This is a genomic window from Methylobacterium sp. E-025 (assembly GCF_022829705.1).
GTDB lineage: Bacteria > Pseudomonadota > Alphaproteobacteria > Rhizobiales > Beijerinckiaceae > Methylobacterium.
Window position 1 is genome coordinate 297,192 of record NZ_JAKSYR010000102.1, and the last position, 15,005, is coordinate 312,196.

The 15,005-nt window shown below is 56.4% G+C and carries 12 protein-coding genes and 1 pseudogene; 7 read left to right on the forward strand and 6 right to left on the reverse strand.

Annotation, left to right across the window (positions count from 1 at the left end; translation table 11 throughout):
* Positions 1–16 precede the first annotated feature (16 nt).
* From MKK64_RS13670 to MKK64_RS13700, 7 genes are all read left to right on the forward strand, one after another.
* Positions 17–2,476 carry a TonB-dependent receptor gene (locus MKK64_RS13670; RefSeq protein ID WP_243935468.1) on the forward strand — a complete coding sequence of 820 codons (2,460 nt, stop codon included), beginning with the start codon at positions 17–19 and terminating at the stop codon, positions 2,474–2,476.
* A 3-nt stretch (positions 2,477–2,479) separates the two neighbouring features.
* Positions 2,480–3,163, forward strand: coding sequence for a Fe2+-dependent dioxygenase (locus tag MKK64_RS13675; RefSeq protein ID WP_243935469.1), 684 nt, complete (start codon positions 2,480–2,482; stop codon positions 3,161–3,163).
* On the forward strand, positions 3,160–4,116 hold the full coding sequence (gene exbB / locus MKK64_RS13680) for a tonB-system energizer ExbB (protein ID WP_243935470.1): 957 nt from the start codon (positions 3,160–3,162) through the stop codon (positions 4,114–4,116). Before MKK64_RS13675 ends, exbB begins: the two co-directional genes overlap by 4 nt.
* A 17-nt stretch (positions 4,117–4,133) precedes the next feature.
* On the forward strand, positions 4,134–4,598 hold the full coding sequence (exbD, locus tag MKK64_RS13685) for a TonB system transport protein ExbD (RefSeq protein WP_243934740.1): 465 nt from the start codon (positions 4,134–4,136) through the stop codon (positions 4,596–4,598).
* Positions 4,595–5,416, forward strand: a complete 822-nt coding sequence (locus MKK64_RS13690; protein WP_243935471.1) for a TonB family protein — start codon at positions 4,595–4,597, stop codon at positions 5,414–5,416. The genes exbD and MKK64_RS13690 overlap by 4 nt, the downstream gene beginning before the upstream one ends.
* 994 nt (positions 5,417–6,410) lie before the next feature.
* Positions 6,411–6,938, forward strand: a complete 528-nt coding sequence (locus MKK64_RS13695; RefSeq protein ID WP_243935473.1) for a hypothetical protein — start codon at positions 6,411–6,413, stop codon at positions 6,936–6,938.
* A 40-nt stretch (positions 6,939–6,978) separates the two neighbouring features.
* Entirely contained in the window at positions 6,979–7,893 is a 915-nt protein-coding gene (locus MKK64_RS13700; protein ID WP_243935475.1) for a hypothetical protein, read from the forward strand.
* Between the two features lie 108 nt (positions 7,894–8,001).
* On the opposite strand, the gene MKK64_RS13705 is transcribed toward MKK64_RS13700, so the two are convergent.
* The 6 genes and pseudogenes from MKK64_RS13705 to MKK64_RS13725 form a co-directional block, all read right to left on the reverse strand.
* On the reverse strand, positions 8,002–9,015 hold the full coding sequence (locus MKK64_RS13705) for a hypothetical protein (protein WP_243935477.1): 1,014 nt from the start codon (positions 9,013–9,015) through the stop codon (positions 8,002–8,004).
* A gap of 222 nt (positions 9,016–9,237) precedes the next feature.
* Complete coding sequence (locus MKK64_RS13710) at positions 9,238–9,933, reverse strand: recombinase family protein (RefSeq protein ID WP_243935478.1); 696 nt, start codon at positions 9,931–9,933, stop codon at positions 9,238–9,240.
* A 200-nt stretch (positions 9,934–10,133) separates the two neighbouring features.
* A pseudogene (locus MKK64_RS13715) lies at positions 10,134–10,863 on the reverse strand (IS5 family transposase); the annotation flags it as partial.
* Between the two features lie 63 nt (positions 10,864–10,926).
* Entirely contained in the window at positions 10,927–11,202 is a 276-nt protein-coding gene (locus MKK64_RS28440; RefSeq protein ID WP_409567947.1) for a type II toxin-antitoxin system RelE family toxin, read from the reverse strand.
* Between the two features lie 4 nt (positions 11,203–11,206).
* On the reverse strand, positions 11,207–12,442 hold the full coding sequence (locus MKK64_RS13720; protein ID WP_243935480.1) for a hypothetical protein: 1,236 nt from the start codon (positions 12,440–12,442) through the stop codon (positions 11,207–11,209).
* A gap of 302 nt (positions 12,443–12,744) precedes the next feature.
* On the reverse strand, positions 12,745–14,709 hold the full coding sequence (locus MKK64_RS13725; protein ID WP_243935481.1) for an N-6 DNA methylase: 1,965 nt from the start codon (positions 14,707–14,709) through the stop codon (positions 12,745–12,747).
* Positions 14,710–15,005: the final 296 nt, after the last annotated feature.

Genomic DNA, 15,005 nt, shown 5'->3' on the forward strand with positions numbered 1-15,005 from the left:
GGGGGGTCGGAAGATCGTGCAGAGCTCATCTCGTATTCCAACGTCGCTGCGTCCTGCTGCCGATGGGCGTTACGCGAAGCTTAAGGAGCAGAAGGGCGTCATCGGCGTCGCCTGCGCCGTCGCGGTCGGCTCGGTCGGCAGCGCCGAGGCGCAGCAGGGGCCTGCATCCGCCCTGCCGCCCCTGAACATCGACGCCCCGATCACGCGGCAGCGCCCGCCCGCTCCGAAGCCCGGCCCGACCCAGGTCAAGGCACGCACGGCCCTGCGCCGTGCGGTGCGGGCCCGCCGTGTGGCGGCACCTCCGGTCGCGGCGCCCGCAATCGGCGCCGCCGCGACCGGCGCCGGCCTGCCGATCCTGGCCCGGGGCGACATCAGCGGCAATCCGTATGCGGACCCGGCCGCGCCCTACAAGGCGGACCGCCTGTCCTCGAACCGCTTCACGCAGCCGATCCTCGACACGCCGAAGTCGATCACCGTCGTCACGCGGGAGGTGATCGACGACAAGAACGCGACCAGCTTCCGCGACATCCTGCGGACCACCGCCGGCGTGACGCTCGGTTCGGGCGAGGGCGGCAACGCCTTCGGCGACCGCTTCTTCATCCGCGGCTTCGATGCGCGCAACGACGTGTTCATCGACGGCATCCGCGACCCGTCGGTCAGCGTGCGCGAGAACTTCTTCACCGAGCAGGTCGAGATCCTGCGCGGCCCGGCCTCGTCCTTCGCCGGCCGCGGCACGGCGGGCGGCGCGGTGAACGTCGTCACCAAGCAGGCCACCACGGCGGGTGACTTCTACAACACCGAAAGCCAGGTCGGCAGCGACAGCCGCGGCCGCGTCACGCTCGACTTCAACCAGGTGATCAGCCCGGCGCTCGCGGTCCGCATCGGCGGCCTGTACCAGGAATCCGGCGTCGCCGGGCGGCGGTTCGTGACCGACGACCGCGACGGCGCGGCGCTCGCCGTGACGCTGAAGCCGGCCGACGACTGGAAGTTCACCGCCAACTACGTCCACACCGACCTGAACGGGCTGCCCGATTTCGGCGTGCCCTTCAACGCCCTGTCGCGGCGGCCCTTCACCGAAAACATCGTGCCGCGCGACACCTATTACGGCTTGATCAACCGCGATTTCCAGCACGTCCAGCAGGATACCGGGACGCTGACCGCGGAATGGTCCCCGACCGAATGGGTCACGCTCAGCAACCGGTTCCGGGCCGCGCACTCGGTGCTCGACTACGTCGGCACGCTGCCGGAGGCCCCGGTGATCCCGGCCAACCGCAACCTCTACGGCACGACGCTCAGCCTCAACCCGCAGAGCCGCTACCAGACGGTCGACGTCACGGCCGACATCTCCGACGCGACCTTCCGCTTCGACACCGGCCCGATCAAGCACACCCTGGTCCTCGGCACCGAGTTCAGCCGCGAGGAGGTGAGCCGCCAGGGCTATACCGGCCTGACCTCGGAACTGTTCTCGGGCAACTTCAGCGGCAACGGGACGCTTCGCGGCATCAACATCCTCACCCCGCCCAACACGCTGCCGTTCTCGACCCGGCCGACCAAGGCCGGCAACCCGACGGTCATCCCGGTCGACACGAAGGCCGGATACCTGATCGAGACGATGAACTTCAGCGATCTCGTGCTGCTCAACGGCGGGGTGCGCTTCGACGACTACGCGATCACCTCGTCGAACGACACCAGCTCGGTGTCGGCCCATTCCGGAAACCTGAACTACAACATCGGGCTGACCCTGAAGCCGACCTCGACCGTGAGCGTCTACGCCGCGCACGCGACCTCGTCGAACCCGGTCGGCGCGGAGCTCGACGCGTCGAGCTCCCTCTACGGCGGCCTCAATCCCGCCTTCGCCGGCAACCAGATCCTGGCGCCGGAGCAGAACACGGCCGACGAGATCGGGGTCAAGTCCGAGCTGTTCGACCGCCGCCTGCTCGCCACCGCGGCCCTGTTCAACACCGTCAAGGACAACGCGCGCGAGACGATCGGCAGCGGCACCAACGCGGTGATCTCGGCGACCGGCGCGTACCGGGTGCGCGGCCTCGACCTCGAGCTGGCCGGCAGGGTCAGCGACCGGCTCAGCCTGTTCGGCGGCTACGTCATCATGGACACGCGGGTGACGCAGTCCGCGATCCCGCAGAACGTCGGCAGCCGGCTGGCCAACATCGCCAACCGCTCCTTCAGCATGCTGGCGAAGTACCAGCTGTCCCCGATGTTCGAGATCGGCGCGCAGGTGGTCAACAACTCGCGGGTGGCGGGCGGCACGCTGGCGGCCAACGCCAACGTGCTGCCCTCGTACTGGCGCTTCGACGCCTTCCTCGAGGCGAAGGTGAACGAGAACCTGACGGTGAAGCTCTACGGCGCCAACCTCGCGGACCGGCGCATCTACGACGCGCTGTACCAGAGCAACGTGCCGTTCACGCAGCTTCAGCCCGGCCGCACCATCTCGCTGATCGCGCAGACGCGGTTCTGAGCGATGCTGGTCTGCATTCCCGAGGTGCTGAGCAAGGCCGAGGTTGCGGAGTTCCGCGCGATCATGGACGCGGCGGAGTGGGAGGACGGCCGGTCCACGGCCGGCTCGCAGTCCGCCCTGGTCAAGCGCAACGAGCAGCTGCCGCCCAACGGCGCGGTCGCGCGGCGCCTCGGCGAGCGCATCGTCGGCGCGCTCCTGGCCAACCCGCTCTTCGTCTCGGCCGCCATCCCGCTGCACATCTTCCCGCCGCTGTTCAACCGCTACGGCGAGGGGCACCATTTCGGCGTGCACGTCGACAACGCCGTGCGCGGCGACCCGATGACGGGCCTGCGCATCCGCACCGACCTCTCGGTCACGCTCTTCCTCGCCGAGCCCGACACCTACGACGGCGGCGAGCTGGTCGCGGAGGATTACTACGGCTCGCAGGAGGTGAAGCTGCCGGCGGGCGACCTCGTGCTCTACCCGGCATCGAGCCTCCACATGGTCACGCCGGTGACGCGGGGCACGCGGGTCGCCTCGTTCTTCTGGCTGCAGAGCATGATCCGCAGCCCGCAGGCGCGCAGCCTGATCTACGACCTCGACACCTCCATTCAGGGGCTCGTCGGGGAGCTGGGCCGCGACCACGCCGAGGTGGTGCGGCTCACGGGCATCTACCACAACTTGATCCGGACCTGGGCCGAGACATGACCGATCATCGACCCCGCCGGCGATCCGCGATCCGCGCGATCGCCCTCGCCCCCCTGCTCTGGCTGGCGCCGGCGCAGGCGCAGCAGACGGGCGCCGTCCCGCCGCCGGCGATCGCCGCGCCGGCCGCACCCGCGCCGGCGAAGCCCGCGCGGCCGACCGAGGTCGAGGTCGGCGGCCCTGCCCGTGCGCCGCTGGCTGCCGAAGCGCCGCCGGCGCCGGAGCCGGGCCCGCGAAGGGCGATTTCCGCCTCGGTCCCCGGCGGCCACGAGCTGTCGCCGTGGTCGATGTTCCTGAACGCCGACATCCTGGTGAAGGTGGTGATGAGCGGGCTGGCACTCGCCTCGGTCGTCACCTGGACGATCCTCGTGGCGAAGACGATCGAGCTCGGTCTCGCCCGCCGAAGCCTCGTGCAGGCGCTCGGCCGCGTCGCCGAGACCGGGTCGCTGGCCGAGGCCGAGCGGGCGCTCGGCGGGGGCGGCACGATCCTCGACCGCCTCGTCGGCACGGTCGCGAACGAGGTGCGGATCTCCAAGGGCCATGCGGAGGGCATCAAGGAGCGGGCGGTCTCGCGCTGCTCCGAGCTGGTAAAGGCGGAAGGCCGCCTCGCCCGCCGCGGCATGGGCGCGCTCGCCACGATCGGCGCGATCTCGCCCTTCGTCGGCCTGTTCGGCACCGTCTGGGGCATCATGAACAGCTTCATCGGGATCTCGCGGGCGCAGACCACGAACCTCGCGGTGGTCGCGCCCGGCATCGCGGAGGCGCTGCTGGCGACCGCCATCGGCCTCGCCGCCGCGATCCCTGCGGTGATCATCTACAACCACTTCGCCCGGGCGACCCGGAGCTACGGCGACCTGGTCCAGCGCGCCTCCGGCACGGCGATGCGGCTGCTGTCGCGCGAACTCGAGCGCGGCGAGGTCGGGCGCCATGCGCCGCTGGCGCAGGCGGCCGAGTGAGCGGGGGGCCCTGAACCATGGCGATCTCACTCGGTGGCGACGAGGACGGCGACGAGTTCGGAGAGGCGCACGAGATCAACGTGACGCCGTTCATCGACGTGATGCTCGTGCTGCTGATCATCTTCATGATCGCGGCACCGCTCTCGACGGTCGACCTGCCGATCGACCTCCCCTCCTCCAGCGCGGTTCCGCAGAAGCGACCGGACAAGCCGACCTACGTGACGATCAAGGCCGACCTCGCGGTCGCGATTGGCGAGACGCCGGTGCGGCGCGTGGACCTCGCGCAGGCCCTCGACGCGCAGGCCGATCCGAGCCGGGAACGGCGCATCTTCCTGCGTGCGGACCGCGCGGTCCCCTACGGCGAGATGATGGACGTCCTCGAGATTCTCCGCGCCGGCGGCTACCTCAAGGTCGCGCTCGTCGCGCTCGAAGGTCCGCCCGCGGATGCGTCGGGGTCGGGGCCGGCGCCACGGGCGCCATGACGGGCAGGATCGGCAGAGCACGCGCGCTCGGGGCTTCCGGCACGGCGCGCCTCGGCTGGCCGCTCTGGTTGGCCGCGGGCGCGTTCGTGCTCGCGCTGCATGCCGGCGGCGGCCTGCTCGCGCTCGGCTCCGCGGAGCCAGACGAGGCCGACGACCTGGGCGCCGCCGCCTTGGAGGTCGGCCTGGAGATGACGGCGCCGCGGCGCGAGCCCTCGGACCTGCCGCCCGGGCCGGAAGCCGACGACGCGGCCGCCTCGCCGGCCGTCGTCCAGCAGAAGGCCGTCGACGACCCGACCGAGCTGCCGAAGGCCGTGCCGACCGAGACGGAGGATCCCGACCGGATCGTCTCGCCGGAGGCGCCCCTCAAGCCGCAGGAGGACGAGAGCAAGGTCAGGGTCGCCGAGACCAGCCCGTCGGCGGAGTCGGTCGCGTCCGAGGCCGCCGCCGCGCCGACGTCCGAGACGGTCAAGGAGGCTGCGATCGCGACCGCGCCCGTCCTCGGCACCGGCGAGAGCGCGCGCCGCGTCCGCACGACGTGGCAGAAGCAGCTCATGGCCCATCTCGACCGGCACAAGCGCTACCCGAGCGGCGCCACGCATCCGACCGGCGAGGTGCTCGTGAGCTTCCTCCTCGACCGCGTCGGCCACGTGGTCTCGGCGACGGTGCTGAAGGGGTCCGGCGACGGCGCGCTCGATCAGGCCGCCCTGACGATGATGCACCGATCCGATCCGGTTCCGCCGCCACCGCCGCTCGTCGCGGACGAGGGGCTGACCTTCACGATCCCGGTGGTGTTTCGCGCCAAGCCGAAGGGCAAGTGAGACGGCCGCGTCCCGTGCCGACGACACCGGAGATCGCGCGGCCCAATCCCAGCGCGCAGGGGTGCTGAAACGCAAAAATCCCGCCCCGGGTCTCCGGGTACGGGATGCGAACCTAAACGCTGTTCGATCTTAACGGCTGTTTAGGATTGGTGCCCAGGAAAGGATTCGGCATAATTCGCCGAGCCACGAACAAAAACAGAGACTTACAGAGCCATTGCCGTCTGTTTGTGTACCACCCCTGCGGTTTTTTCGGAAGGTCTGAATTGTCTCGGAATTCCGCGTGGACGCGAACGCGAGAGAGCGATTCCGAAAAATCTGAAATAGAGAATTTATGAGTCAACACGACGACCTAGAAGATAAGAACCTTGGATCCCACTGCCTCATCCTGCGAGAGCGTCGAGTATAACACTTAATAAAAGGAAGGCGGCAGGGGGCGAGGGCTAGGGAGTGATTGTCGAAAGATTGCCGCCCATTCCAGCTCAGCGAGGCGTTGAGGTCGTGCGAAGGATGGTCGTCAATGCACACAGCCACGTCTGTCATGCACCCCTGTAAGAAATATTGTTAAGACGGCCAATCCGAAGCAGCGTGGACATCACCACGGCACCAGCGTTTAGACTAGTTAGCACCTTCAAACGCTCTAAAGTGCGATACTGAGCCGTATACCCTAATATGAACAACGGCAGCTCTAAAAAAGTCATTACATCGTTGCAACGTCATACCTGATACTAAGTCCCATGATTTGAGAAAACGACTCGAAATGCCCTATTTTAGCTAGGTTTTACAGTTTTTGACATACCAATAAAGGTGTGATACAATTTAGTCACAATACAGATCAGAGTTTTGCTGGCGCGCCTTCAAAGCGGACGGTTTGTTACATGCATATAAGATGGCCAAATCGGCCTGGATATGTGTGGAGCTTGTCCAAAATTTGGATATTTGAAAAATGTCGATAAATGATCATTTGACGAAGTCCATTGTTGCCTATGGACATTGGATGAAATCCAAGTCTGCTGATCCCAACGTGGATTTATTTTTTGCAACAATGACTTTCAAACATTTTGGTGATTTACAAAGGGTTACAGCATTGGATATAATGCGAAGGGAAGTAGGAATATTTGCAGGTGCTTTGCTCAAACGTTTATTCAGGAACCCAAATTCAAGCATATTGACTGAGAGAAATTTTGCTGTCCTGCTATTTCCCGATTTACCTGTTCGAAAAAGCAAAGTTAAAAGCAACGATTACAAGAAAAATCTGGATTTAACATCAGTTAATAATGGACTTCACCTACATGGTCCACTTATGATCCCAAAAATATCACGGCTGAGGGGCGAAAGTCTCATTGATCACATCAATAGGAAGCCCGCTACGTATTGTCCGAAACATGGCAAAATTCAAGAAATCCATCTGGTGCCTATCACAGATGCAGAAAAAGCAACCGCATACGCTGCAAAACACCTTTATCGCGGAAGTTTTGACACCAGCGATATGATCGTTGCGCCAAAAGCACGAAGCGAAATGTAACTTAACGTGAAAGATGATTATGGACCTACGACGCATCCGAATGAAAGTCGCAAATTGGCGTGAATGTTCTCAAGAAGCGTGGGACTTAGATATTGTAGGCATCTGGTATGGAGCCTGGACAGCGAAGGATTGGTCAGATGCTTGCTTAAATGATTTAAAAAACCCACGATCATTTCTCGAAGCATTGCCCGATCAACAAAAACTAGGAAATGAATTTAATCTGAGTGTGACCACCGTAAAAAAGTTCGAGGCAATAACGCCGAATGATTGGGTAGTGGTATTTCTTGAGAAAGGACAGATTGGTTTGGCACGTGTTTCGGGAGGGCTGAAATCGAAAATAAACCACCCTTTAAATCATTATTACGACAATGGGTCATGGGAAACTTTCAAATATCGAGAAATTGTAGAGAAGAAAAAGTTCTTTATTTCGGAATTACCCGACGCCTTTCGTTTGCTCAAAGCGCAGGGTAGAGCCAACGTCCACCAGTTTCGCGGTATGCGGGAGCATGTACGGCTTCTAGCCAAACATCCAGATACAGCGAGTGTTCGCAGCACCCTAGGAAAGTTGAGTTTTGACGAATTAATCGACTTTCTGGGCGATGCCGCTTGGGAGTCAGTCTGTACAGCGTACTTGATTATAGAATATGGCTTCGTTCCAACAGGCTTAAAGACAGGATCAACGTTAGCGGTATTTGACATAGTTGGAAAGAGCATGCCAAACGGTGAGTTTATATTCGGACAATGCAAGAAAAGTCCTAACTCAGTGGAAATCCCGAGGGATTTTAGTGAAAGCCTTAATCTTATTCCAGGTAAAAAGCTTTCATTCTTTTTCGCATTCGGCGGATGCCACGGTGAAAACCCGGCGAGCGCAAACATTATTCGGAAAGAAGAAATCTTGAGCTGGATTCAGACTGAAAAGGGCAGAATATATAGTCAATTTTTGTTAGGAGACTGAGCTTCCAGCTAAGTGCGTACGCGAAAGAACTGTTTATTATATCAGTTTACACTCTATGATCTAAATGAAATGCAAGTTCGTTCAGAAAGTGTCAGGAATTATTTTCGTCTAAACAGCCGCTGCTGCAACTTCGCACCGGTCGATAAATGCTTTAGAAAAAATGATTTGAGGTGCTTTACCACTACCGTCGATCTTGTAAGTAAAGACGGTTATGTTCACGGCGTTTAGTGCTGCAGCCATTACAGGCCTTAGTGGGCGATCGTCTGGGATGACAAGGGCAAGCTCAGGCGTCCCTTTAATGCCAATCAAACTAGGATAAAGAAGGAGTTGCCCGATACCCTCATATATATAGTGAGCCGATGTCCCAGTTTTTATTTCAATTAGCAAGTTCGCTGAGCCAATAAATCCGTCAACACAATATCCATTATTGCTAGGCTTAAGCAGTTTTTTCCCTATAACACTTTTGAGGGCGCTATACACATAGCCCTGTAATTCACACACTTCGGTAATGCCGCCGGGCATGCTGCGCTTTGTAATACGTCCCTTCTCGTCCATTCCATAAGTCGGCCTAGATTGATCTTCCTTCGTATCATCATTTGCGTGTAGGCCGCCACCTGCTAAGTTTCGCGCTCGCGCGCATGCTAAAGAAAACGAAGCCGCCTGTGCCACGATCTCATTCGGCGAAGAGGCAAGATCAGCGACAACGTACCAGCTACGTTTCGATCGACGCCTTTCGACAAAGAGTGGAACCTCCCTCAGCCCACTCAGATGAGCGAATTCAGTTTTTATGAGTTTCGAGATGTTATTTTTTTGGAGTCTGCCTTCACGAAGAAGGTAGCGGCGACCACTCTCATCTTCCGCAAGAACAGTTACGGGTCCTTTGTCAACCTTTGCAGCGTTCGGCCTGACGATTTTGACAGTGGAATTACGTGTGACTGGATCGACGCCCAGCATAACCTCTCGTGTAATCTCCCCGGGCTTGCCATGGCCATAATTGGTGAAGATTACACCCGTCCCTTCAATAATCCATCTATTTCCCGTATATTTTGAATATTCGGTTAGCGTGTCGGCCCACTTTCGAAACGCCGCATCGCATTCAGCTTGATCGCAGACAATCTTCATGAGCAGCAAAATCCCGTTCTCGATCAGCGAAATTTCGTCTATAAAACCCCGTTCTGCGACTTACACCATATAGGTATCGAAATAGTCAGCTAGACACCTTATTACGAGGCTCTAGAAATTTTTTTCATTAAATGAACTACCTCGATATAAGGCTTTGGCATGTACGAGATAGATTGATATCAGACGGTAAGGTCATTAGATTTCGAATGATAAAAGCGCTTTCTAGAGCCTCTTATTCGCAAGACGGACCAAAACTCTTTGGATTTGCGTCGCAGACCAATGTTTTCCTCGCGCTGTATAAACTCCGCGATTGTTCAAGCCAGCCGCGATCTCGCGAAGAGTTTCCGCTCCAGACTTGCGTACCTCTGCAATGATGGGAGCTAGGTCAATCGCCCGTCCATTCGCGGCTTTGATCCGCACAGCCTGGCCTTTGGCGCTGCCAAAGTCGCGATTGCGGAGATTGCCTGGATTTCCAAGTTTCTGCCCCCGCGCTTTCGCAGCGGCCAGCGCCTTTTTGGTGCGGTCGCTGATCAGACCCGCCTCAAGCTCTGCCACGGCCGCCATCTGGGTCAGAAGAAACCGACCCGTCGGCCCCTCGATCGCCGGCAGATCACAAAAGCGAACCGGGACGCTTGTCTCTAGGAGTCTGGATAGGAAGGCCACGGATCGGGTAAGGCGCGAAACATTCGCGACCACGAGAGTGGCACCCATGACCCGACACAGAGACAAGGCGTTTGCCAGTTCGGGCCGATCGGCCGCCTTGCCGCTCTCGACCTCAACAAACTCCCCCACGAGGCGCCACGAGCCGCCGTTTAGGAAGTCACTGACGGTTTTGCGCTGGGCGTCGAGACCAAGCCCTGAGACGCCCTGCCGGGCCGTTGAAACGCGGATGTACGAAACGAATGATCCCTCTGCCATCGCATCACTCCCCCGCTCCCCCATGCACGTAACGTCATCTTATACGAGCGTTCGTGATAATGAAACAGGCGTACCGGAGTATCCTCCTCAACCCGCTACCGCCGCCTGCATCGAGTAAGCAGAATCGAAAGGGGCAGATCGAACCGTTTGCACTTGTTGAGGGTGATGAGGGCGCAAGCCATCGTCTTGAAGCCGATCTAAATGTCGTTGCGGGGCTAGTAGCAGATGGCGAGGCGGCGGAAACAGGAACACCGTGCCAAGGTACGTTCCGAGATCCACCCGTGATGGCCCAAGTGCTCATTGCTTTGAATTTCTCGGCGCGCGATTCAGCGGATGATCCCATGCGTCTTCCACCCCCGGCGGTGGAGAGGGTGATCGTAGCCTTTGCCCACATTCAAAATGCGGGGCGGCAGCGAGGGCAACCGCTTAGGCCCGAGAGTACGGTCGAAATAGCGTCCAGGGCGGCGATGAGTTGCGTGCTGTAATGCCGGTTGGCCCTGTCAGGATGCAGCCGACTGGTGAGCCAAATGCTTCTACGACGAGGTGGCGCTTTGTGCCCGGCTTGCTGCGCTTTGTGGGGTCGTGCCGATCGCTGTGCCGCCTTTCTGGCCGCTGGAGGCGCTGTCTAGAGCGGCCCAACGCAACCCGAATTGCTCGGCTCTTTCGAACCGGTCTAGCAAAGCACGGTGCAATGCCGCCCGAACACCCGCATCCTGCCAGTGGCGCAGCCGTCGTTAACACGACATACCTGAACAGCAGCCCATATCCTGGGGCAGATACACTCACGGCAGACTTGTGTGCAGGATGGAGAAGAGACCATAGAACGCGGCAGGTTTCGAGAACGGGGGTCGCCCACCCTTCGGACACAAGCCTACCGGCGGCAGATGCGGGTATCGTTGCCGAGAGGTCGTCCGGGACAAGGACTTTCACCGTGCCCCACCGTATTCATAACTACAGGATACGAAGCTGTATATGTGAGAGAAACCATCGAATTCATTTATAGATATTTTTTCGATGGCCTATATCAATTACAATAACCTCAGCTTCATGTACGACATAGAGCATGCGGTAGTTGCCTGATCGTACCCGCCATACCGAATCCGATTTTGACGATACACCAGCGAGCTTCTTACATCCGGGCGGACGTGGATCCTCCTGCAGAGCTCTCATCTTTCGAACGATCTGTGTTCTAACTTTCCCAGGCTGCATGGCATCCAGAAAGGAAGCTGCCGCAGGGCCAACCGCCAAACCCCGAGGCAGCTTAGCCATTCGATCATGCTTCCCACATCTTCATCCTATCGTCTAATGCAGTACCGCGAATCACCGAACTGTCGTCTTTATGTATTTGTACAAGCCGATCATTTGCCAAAGCTTCATCGATAGCATCTTCCACCGTTGAGTCGTCGTGCACAAGAAAACTTGAAACAATTTGCCCCGCTTCTTCCGCGACTTCTAATTCAATTATTTGGGCGTTTGCATGCTCAAGAGCAGAGGCTTCGGCTAAATCTGCTATCTTGTTTTCCAATTCTGACCCCAAACGAACAAGCGGGAAATTGGCCACATCACCCGGATCGAGGTGGGGGATCGACATTCCGTAGGCTTCTCGGATGAGCAAAGGTCGTCCTAGAATCGGATGGGTTAAAGCAGTGAGAATATATCCGGCCCTCGCGTTATCCGATTTCGGAATAATACGCAAAAGATCGTCGGAAAGGAAATAACCAGCATGAAAGCTTGTAACAAGTGCGGCAGACCCGTTTAAGCCATAAGTCTGACCGGACCTTGCCATCACTATAGTTCCCGGCATTCCTTGGAAATCTTCTTTATCTTTCTTGTTTTCTACTAAGACGCTTTTTAAATCATAGGGGTTGGTTGTAAAAACATCGTCGGCGCTCATATAGGGTGTTCCGCCCTCGCCATAGTAGCGCTTAAATCTATTCGGCCACCAAATCTTTTCGACCACCGCTCCAAGCCGATCATATTTTTCGAAAGAAGCAATAATCTTGCTCACTTCTGGCGAATGGTAACTGGCTTCAAATCGACGCCGGTTAAACTTCAATGATCCAACAGGGACCGAAAATCCGATCTCTTTGTCAACTGATCTCAGCGAGCCAACGGCCTTCGAAAGTAAGGACTCTGCTTCATCGCGAAGAGCCGCCGACTTATTGCGGCATGCGATTATTTTACTAAGCTTACGATCGAAATATGCAACAACGTCATCGCTTGGATCAACAAAAGGGATGCGCTGAAGATGCTTTGGTTCAATATGCCTAATTATGCTGGCATACTGAGAGCCCTTCAACATTGCAGAACACTGCGGACTTTTCAAATACGCGTAAATCCAGCCATTCATCTTCGGATCGCGTGGGGTGACCCGTAAAAAATGATCGCTGATGACTGAGCGTTCATGTGCGCTATAGGTGACGATTGATCGGCCAACCGTCGCAGATCGCATAACCAAAATTTGATTTTGTTTTACCAAGCGGTCATCGGCCTCCGTGATTTTTCCCATCGCCAACCACTTTCGGGCTCTGGGCCGTATGTCGAAGACCTGACTAGTATTAAGGTAAGGAGTGCCCTCAGTGCTTGAAACCAGAACCATTTTGATACGGGAAGGCATGCGTATTTCGGCGACATTTCCAAAGCATTGCCACCCAGTCCCTTTACTCTCGATCGACCTACGTACTCCAAAACCATCGGTGAGGTAAGCCTCAGCATCAAATCGACGATGAGCAGTCGACATGAGTGAAATCGATACGCTCGCCGTCTTTGCAGTATGCCAGGGCCAAGATGTGACCTCTGGTGATGCATCATTTATAGGTCGTGCTCGTAGAGCCATTGGCGAAACGCTTCTGCTATTTGCTTAGTATTATCGTCAAGAACTTTATCTTGCACTTTCTGGTTGCGAATTACACGGACACCATCTTCATACTCCCAAACTTGCTTATCGACCTCTCGGAACATTTCGTTCCCGAGAGCATCACGCACATACGTCTTCTGGCCTCTTTTATCATGCCCAATATGGTTCGCAACTGCCATAAAGACTTGGTATTCACTTATCGACCCGGCTGCGGCCTCCAAATCGATTTGTTCCTTTGTTTTTCGCTCAAGAATCAAAAGGCTTGTTTGAATGCTTACAAATGGCTGAAATGTATCAGGATGAAGATCTATGCTGGCCAGGATGCGGGTGTTGCGTAGTATCCACTCTCGAACATATCCAAGCCCGGGCGAACCCAATATACCGTCAGGTAAAACAATTGCCGCTCGACCGACACCAGGTTTGAGTAACTGGATGCATCTTTCGATAAATAGAATTTCTGGAGGTTGCGACTTGTGCAATGACCCCGATTTATTCCACAAATCATTTTTTTCATCGTATGACCATTTATGTCCGAGGTCAAACTGTTCAAGTATTGAAGTGTCGCTGATTTGAATTTTCGATCCGAACGGTGGGTTTGTAAAGACAAGGTCCGCTCGCCCCATCAGCTTGCGGTTTCGAAGAGCGTCATCGCGCCATCCAGCTGGATTTTCTAACGAGTTGGCCTGGTAAAGCCCCCCAGCTCCATCATTGTTCATAACCATATTCATTTTAGACGCTTTTACTAACTCAGGATTGAAGTCAACGCCAACAATGAACTTTTTAGCATAGTCTACAATTCTAGTTTTAATTGCGTCTCGAGCCAATGTTGGATTATTTTTCCATTTCAATCTTTGGGCGTTTTCAATTTCGCGGATCACATAATGCATTGCGGTGATCAAAAATCCGCCTGTACCGCAAGCAGGATCACATATGAGTTGCTTTTCGTTAGGGGCCAGCATGCTGACTGCCATCTGACATATATTTCGGGGCGTAAAAAACTCACCACGATCTCCACGAAGGTTCGAACCCACGATTTCTTCGTATGCCCGCCCCTTTACGTCGATGTCGCTGTCGAGCAGAATATACCCTTGAAGCTGACTAACAATGTAAGCTATCACTTTTGGATCAAGATCGATCTGCTCTTCAGACTTAAATATTTGGGGGAATTGATCTTTTACTGCTGAGAACAGTGACTCGACACGAGCCTTGACCTTAAGAGCACCGTTCAACGTGCGACGTTCCGTAGCTCCAGCATAAAACTGGATCTCAGAGCCATTCTCATCTTCGATTTTACAGAATATAAGCTTAAGTAACTCCCAGAAGGCTTGAGGTTTTTGTAACCCTTGATTGCCGGCTATGAAATTGTGGCATCTTCTGAACGCAAACAAAAGAGCATCAGAACTGGCTGGGTCTAACTGGTGGAATTGAGGACGATCGTCGAGCTCATCCTCTTTTCCGAACCGGGGCAGGTCCGGTATCTCCTCCCAAAAGCGATGACCGTCGGACTCGATGCGGCGAAAACATACGCGTTCAACCCCGTTAATCCACATGCCAAAACGCGTGTTCGGGCACGCATCGAGATAGCTTTTTAGTTGAGCTACACCGTTTTCTTTGTCTGTTGATTTGACTGATGGGGCCTTACATTCAACAATAATCGTAGCGTTTGGCTGTTCGTGCCGCATATTTGCAGCAAATACAACAATATCAGCCCTGGGTTTACGGGTACCAATTTGAACCGTATACTCAATTGAAATATTCGATTTCGGATAACGATACTCGCGAACGAGTGATTTTGCTATTTCCTGTCGAACATGCTCTTCAGGCGTCTCATTCCTTTGGGTCGATCCATCGATGAAGTCGAGAACTTTCCCCTGTTGGACGATAATGGCTGTAAGCTTCGTCGCACTTTGAGCCGACAAGATATTTACCTTTCATGGCTAACGGTAGCGGTGCCCCCCCTAGAATGGTCAGCAACGCATCAAACGCTTTCTTTCTTGTGCTTTTTATACGCGGATCCGGACGATTGCCATCGAACAGTTTCGTCGTACCAACGACCGTTGGCTTAGCCGGAACGTATGAGCATTATAGGTGGTCCTTAATTACACATATTATCTTGTAAATTTTCAGATAGTTTGGATTTGAGGTTTCACACAATGTGACGTCTATCTATTGTGGGCGTTTGACCATGTCTCTCAACTTTCGATTCGGCGATTTC